The following is a 6,024-nucleotide window of genomic DNA, read 5'->3' as shown; positions in this document are numbered from 1 at the left end:
GGCCTATAGACCACTCTCAGCTTCACAACCCGGCCAGGCTCAGTCTGGCCACCTCCTCGTCGGTGAGCCGGAGGGCGCCGGCCGCGATGTTCTCCTCGAGGTGGGCGGGGTCGGCGGTGCCGGGGATGGTGAGCACGTGCGGGCCCTGGTGGAGCGTCCAGGCGAGGCGTACCTGGGACGGGGTCGCGGAGTGCGCCTCGGCAACGGCCTCGACGACGTCGCGACCGTTCTCGTCGGGGGCGGTTCCCGGGACCGCGCCGGCGACGGCGGCGCCGATGGAGTTGAAGGGCACGAACGCGACCCCGTGCTCGCCGCACAGCCGCAGCAGTGCGTCGTCCTCGCGACGGGTGGTGAGCCCGTACTGGTTCTGTACACAGGCCACCGGTCCGATCGCGAGCGCCTCGGTGAGCTGCTCGGCGCCGATGTTGGAGAGGCCGACGTGCTCGATCAGGCCCGCCTCGCGCAGGTCGAGCAGGGCGCCGAAGTGGTCGGCGATCGACCCGGTGCCGCGTTCGCGTCCGACTCCCCAGCGCAGGTTCACGAGGTCGAGGTGGTCCAGGCCGAGCTGGCGGATGTTCTCCTCGACCTGGTCGCGCAGACGCTCGGGTCGTGGCTCGGACTCCCAGGCGCCGTCGCGGCCGCGCGGGGTGGGGCCGACCTTGGTCGCGATGACCAGGTCACCGGTGTACGGCTGGAGAGCGGTGGCGATCAGCTCGTTGGCCGAGCGCGTCGGGGTGAAGTAGATCGCCGCGGTGTCGATGTGGTTCACGCCGAGCTCGACGGCGCGGCGGAGCAGCGTGATCGCGTTCTCACGATCGGGGGCGACCGGGGTGGACAGGTTGCCGATCAGGCGCATCGCGCCGAAGCCGATCCGGTTGATCCGCTTGTCGCCGAGCTGCCAGGTGCCGGCGGCTCCGGCGGTGATGTGGTTCGTCGTCATGCTCTCCAGCGTCGCGACTGGTCGCCGCGTACTCACGCCCTTGGCAGGTTGTTGCCGATCGCCGAGCGCGCCTTGATGGCCGGGGCAGAATCGATGCCGTGACGAACATGGTGGGGACGATCCGGGCGGGCGGGACCGTCGCCGTCGTACGTGGCGAGGAGGAGCTCGTGCGACGCACCTCGCACCTGTTCGCGGCCGCCACCGACATCGCCTGTGCCGCGATCGACCTGCGCACCTGGTCAGCCGCGCGGACCGAGGCGGGCATCAGGGCCGCGCTGTGCGGGCGCGCCGGCGGCGGGGCGCGGCTGCGGAAGGTCTACCGGCCCAACGTGCTGCTCGACCCGGTCTCCGCCGCCCATCTGCGCGAGATGCGTGACACCCGCGGCGCCCAGATCCGGATCACTCCCGACGAGATCAACGAGACGATCCTGATCGACCGACGGGTCGCGATCCTCGCCGGCGACCGGCGCCTGGGTGAGCGCAGCTTCAGCATCGTCACCCAGCCCGAGGTGGTCCAGGGCGTCACCTCCCTCTTCGACGCGGCCTGGCGGTCGGCGACCACGGTGGACGCCTACGACGCCCGGATCGCCGAGCTGCGCGACATCGCGCCGCAGGTGCTCGACCTGCTCGGCCGGGGCGTCAAGGACGAGGCTGCGGCCCGCACGCTCGGGCTCGGCGTACGCACCTACCGGCGCCGGGTCGCCGAGCTCATGGAGGCGCTCGGCGCCTCGTCCCGGTTCCAGGCGGGCGTACGCGCCCGGGAGCTCGGGCTGGTCTGACCGTTCCGGTCGGTGGTGTCCGGATCCTGACGCCGCGGTCTCTTTCTCAGGGGCCGCCCGGTAACGTCGAGAGCGACTTGTTCGGGCGGGTCAGGAGGTCTGTGGTGCGTTGCTTCATCGTCGTCAAGGAGCGCAGCGACGCTGAGAAGTGGGACTGGGTTCTGGTCGGTCCAGGGCTGCACGCGGCGGGATCGTTGGGCGCTCGGGGGATCGAGGACGCGATCATCGCGGCCGTCGGAGCGGCGTACGACTCGCTGGAGTCGTACGCGCCGGTGCAGGTCGTGGTCGCGCTGCCGTCCAACGCGCGGTTCTGGATGCTGACCGACGAGATCGCGGACGCCTATCCCGGGGTCACCGTGGTGCCGTTCGCCGACGCGGACGCCGACATCCGTGCGGAGGCGGTGGAAGCGCTGGCGATCCATCGGGCCGGCCCGCTGCCGCCGCTGGTGGTGGCGACCGACGGGTCGGCGCATCGTGGATTCATCGGCTGGGGATGGCTCGCCGGCGACGGCCAGCACGGCTTCGGCCGGCAGGTCCCGAACGCCCGGATCCGCGATCCGCAGTCGCTGGTGGTCCTGGCCGAGCTGCAGGCGATCGCCGAGGCGGTGCGGGCGCTGCCCCGTCGCACGCTGACCATCCGGACCGACTCGCGGGTCGCGCTCGCGATGATCGAGGACTGGCTCCGAGGTGAGCTGTCGATGCCGAAGGGCTATGAGACCGAGCACCGCGCGGAGCTCGCCGGCCTGACCCGGATGCACGACGACCTGTGCCGCGAGTCCGATCGGCTCTCCTTCGAGTGGGTACGCGGCCATGTCGGCGAGGCGCTCAACGAGGGCGCCGACTCGCTCGCCAAGCTCGCCCGGCGCTTCGCCGAGGGGACCTGGGGGCTGACCGCCGACGAGGTGCCCGGAAGGGCCCGGGCGATCGCGGAGACGTTCGCCGGGTAGGTAGGTTCGGCTGCGTGAATCCTCCTGCGGTCGCCATCGCCCCCGACGAGCCCGCGCAGCTCCGCGCGCGGCTCGACGCGCTGGGCCTGGACGGCGTCTTCGACGTACACACGCACTTCCTGCCCGAGCGGATGCTCGACAAGGTGTGGGCCTACTTCGACGCGGCCGGGCCGTTGACCGGGCGGCCGTGGCCGATCGCCTATCGGCACTCGGAGGAGGAGCGGCTCCGGGTGCTGCGGTCGCTAGGCGTACGTCATTTCTCGGCGCTCACCTATCCGCACAAGCCCGGCATGGCGGCGTGGCTGAACCAGTGGGGTGCGGAGTTCGCGGCGGACAAGCCGGACTGCCTGCAGTCGGCGACGTTCTACCCGGAGCCGGGGGCCGGTGACTACGTGCGCGAGGCCGTCGAGGCGGGCGCGCGGATCTTCAAAGCGCACGTCCAGGTCGGCGACTACGACCCCAACTCGCCGCTGCTGGACCCGGTCTGGGAGGTGCTCTCGCAGTCGCGTACGCCGCTGGTGATCCACTCCGGGCACGGGCCCGCTCCGGGTCGGTTCACCGGACCCACCGGCATGGAGGCGTTGCTCGGGCGCTATCCGGATCTGGTGCTGATCGTCGCTCACATGGGGCTGCCGGACTACTCGCGGTTCCTCGACCTGGTGGAGAAGTACGACGGCGTGCACCTGGACACGACCATGGCCTTCACCGCCTTCACCGAGGCGACGACGCCGTTCCCGGCCGAGGAGCTGCCGCGGCTGAAGGCGTTGGGGGAGCGGGTGCTGTTCGGGAGCGACTTCCCGAACATCCCCTATCCCTATCTCGAGGCGGTCGACGGGGTCCTGGGGCTCGGGCTCGGAGACGAGTGGGCGCGCGGGGTGCTCCACGAGAACGCCGCGAGGCTCTTCGGGTCCTAGGCCACGGCGGTCTCGTCGTAGCTGTCGGTGAGGAGCTGGACGATGTCGGGGACGCCGAGCGCGAGCCGGTTGAACCGCGGCGACTCGGCGGCGACTTCCAGGTGCTTGGCGAGCTCGACCTCGTCGCGGGCCCACGGGATCAGCCCGGCGCGGTCCAGGTTGGCCGAGTTGGCGGCGCCGTGGCCGGAGATCGAGCGGTAGGTGATCACCGGCGTGCCCGAGGCCAGGGCCTCGAGCGAGGTGAAGCCGCCGGCGTTCTGGACGACGCAGTCGCTGGTCGCCATCAGCGCGCGGACATCGGTGCGCCAGCCGAGCGCGACGACACCGGGGATCCGCTCCAGGCGGCGCTTGAGACACGGGTCGGTCGCGCAGAGCACCACCGGAGTCATGTCGCTGTGCTCGAGGATGTCGCGCGCGGTCTGCTCGAGCGCACCAGCGCCCAGCGAGCCGCCGGTGACCAGCGCCCGCGGGCCTTCCAGGTGGAGGTCCGCGAGGGGGTCGGGAAAGACCTTCCCGGGGACGTACGCCGCGCCCGGCGGGACCAACGGCTGGACCACGGCCGCGTTGCCGCCGAGCATGCGCGCCTCGCGAGCGGCGACCTCGTGGATGGCGAGGTTGAGGTCCATGCCGGGGTTGATCCACAGGGCCGGGACCGCGGCGTCGGTGAGGTAGGTGACCGCGGGCACGGTGAGCTGCCCGCTGGTGCGCAGGTGGCCGATGACCTGGGAGCAGAACGGGTGGGTGGAGATGACCAGATCGGCGCCGCGCATGGCTTCGGTGAGGTTGCGCGTGGAGAGACGAAGGAACTGGTTGAACGGCTTGTGGAGCCGGCGTCCCGGCATGACCAGGCTCATCGTGGTGCCCCAGGAGTCGGGGCTGACCTGGAGCTGCATCTTGTAGCCCATCTTCAGCCCGTGCCCGAGCCGCCAGGGCATCAGGTCGACGAAGTCGAAGATCTCGACGTCGCATCCGGCCTCCCCGAGCGCTCGTGAGATCTCCCGGGAGGCCGAGTTGTGGCCCGCGCCGTAGCTCGCGGAGACGATGGCCACGCGGGGTGCCGTGCCGGGCCGGATGTGAAGGAGGGGCCCGAGCCGCTCCGAGTCGATGGACATGCGCCGGATTCTGTACGCACGGCGTGACGTTGTGGTGAACGTGGGCACCCCGGTGCGGCACTCTTCATCATCGGTTCGTCTCCCCGAACCTCCCGGCGTTCTATGGTTCATCCTGTGATCACGCCCCGGGCACTGCGCACTCGAGCGCGGTCGGCGGTTGCCGAGCTGGGTGGTGGCCCCTCGGCGGTGGCGGCGGTGATGCGCAGCGTCGTGGCGGGGTTCGCGCGGGCGCGGGGGATGGTGCTCACCGACGCCGCACTGGACGCCGCGGGGCTGCTGTCGTGCCCGGATGGTCCGAAACGAGATCATCTGCTGTCGAACTATCTCTTCCTGGATGGGGCCGCAGTCGATGATCTGGTTCTGGAGGAGATCGGTTACGTCTACGAGGCGTTGCTCGAGGTCGCCTCGCGGCGCGACAACGGCGCCCACTACACGCCGCCCGAGCTCACCGACGAGGTGGTCGCCCACGCCTTGGCGCCGGTCGCCTCCGCCGACGCGGCCGTGGTCGACATCGCCGCCGGGACCGGCGTCTTCCTCCTCGCCTCCGCCCGATATCTGGCGTCGTCGTGCGAGCGGCCCGTGGCCGAGGTCGTCACTCGCTGTCTCTACGGTGCCGACATCGACCCGGTCGCGGTCGACATCGCCAAGCTCTCCCTCTGGCTGCTCTGCGAGGACCCCTCGCTCCCGCTGACCTTCCTCGACGACCGGATCCTGTGCGGCAACTCGCTGGTCGGGCTCGTCGACACGGACGAGCTGCCTGCAGGTGTCGGTGACCCGAAGGCGTACGCCGATGCCATGGTCGCGGTCGCGCTGCCGTTGGGTGGTCGGCCGGGGAGACGGCTCGAGGAGGCCTACGCGGCGCTGGGCCGAAGCCGGCGCCTGCCCGTTCCTGCTGTCCGGCCGATCCACTGGGCGCTGGCCGCGCCCGAGGTGATGGCGCGCGGCGGCTTCGACGCGGTGGTCGGCAACCCGCCCTACCTCGGGGTGAAGCGGGTGCGGGACGCGATCGGCCAGGAGCTGCGCGACTACCTCGCGCACACGCTCGCCGCCGGCACGACGAGGCGGGCCGACTACGTCATCTACTTCCTGCTCCGGGCCGCTGCTCTCAGCCGCGGCGAGATCGGGCTGATCACGACCGACTCGATCAGTGAGGGAGACACCGCGCGCTTCGGCCTCGGCGCGCTCCTCGACCGCGGCTGGCAGGTCGCCCGGGCGGAGCGGTCGGCCCCCTGGCCGACCGCCGGGGTGCGCGTCGCGAACATATGGCGCACCACCCCGCCGCGCGACAGCCCCTGGCGCGACGGGCGCGCGGTCCCGGCGCTCACCCGGACC

The 6,024-nt window shown here is 71.5% G+C and carries 6 protein-coding genes; 4 read left to right on the top strand and 2 right to left on the bottom strand.

From position 1 onward, the window contains the following. Window positions 1-22: 22 nt before the first annotated feature. Window positions 23-940 (bottom strand): aldo/keto reductase, encoded by a 918-nt coding sequence (locus tag ACFU7D_RS28255; protein WP_378873533.1) that lies wholly within the window; start codon window positions 938-940, stop codon window positions 23-25. Window positions 941-1,047: 107 nt separating this feature from the next. Between ACFU7D_RS28255 and ACFU7D_RS28250 the strand changes: the two genes are divergently transcribed. From ACFU7D_RS28250 to ACFU7D_RS28240, 3 genes are all read left to right on the top strand, one after another. Beyond that, entirely contained in the window at window positions 1,048-1,719 is a 672-nt protein-coding gene (locus ACFU7D_RS28250) for a DNA-binding response regulator (protein ID WP_378873535.1), read from the top strand. A gap of 104 nt (window positions 1,720-1,823) precedes the next feature. Further along, window positions 1,824-2,666 carry an RNase H family protein gene (locus tag ACFU7D_RS28245; protein WP_378726638.1) on the top strand — a complete coding sequence of 281 codons (843 nt, stop codon included), beginning with the start codon at window positions 1,824-1,826 and terminating at the stop codon, window positions 2,664-2,666. A 14-nt stretch (window positions 2,667-2,680) separates the two neighbouring features. Continuing rightward, window positions 2,681-3,580 carry an amidohydrolase family protein gene (locus ACFU7D_RS28240; RefSeq protein ID WP_378873531.1) on the top strand — a complete coding sequence of 300 codons (900 nt, stop codon included), beginning with the start codon at window positions 2,681-2,683 and terminating at the stop codon, window positions 3,578-3,580. Here the strand turns inward: ACFU7D_RS28240 and ACFU7D_RS28235 are convergent. Next, complete coding sequence (locus tag ACFU7D_RS28235; RefSeq protein ID WP_378873529.1) at window positions 3,577-4,692, bottom strand: galactosyldiacylglycerol synthase; 1,116 nt, start codon at window positions 4,690-4,692, stop codon at window positions 3,577-3,579. The genes ACFU7D_RS28240 and ACFU7D_RS28235 overlap by 4 nt on opposite strands. Window positions 4,693-4,806: 114 nt before the next feature. Here ACFU7D_RS28235 and ACFU7D_RS28230 point away from each other — a divergent pair. After that, window positions 4,807-6,024, top strand: a 1,218-nt coding sequence (locus ACFU7D_RS28230; protein ID WP_378873527.1) for an Eco57I restriction-modification methylase domain-containing protein, incomplete at its 3' end; no start/stop codon positions are given.

The organism is Nocardioides sp. NPDC057577, from assembly GCF_042801335.1.
In the GTDB taxonomy this organism is placed as follows: Bacteria; Actinomycetota; Actinomycetes; order Propionibacteriales; family Nocardioidaceae; genus Nocardioides.
This window is presented reverse-complemented; position numbering and strand designations above follow the sequence as displayed.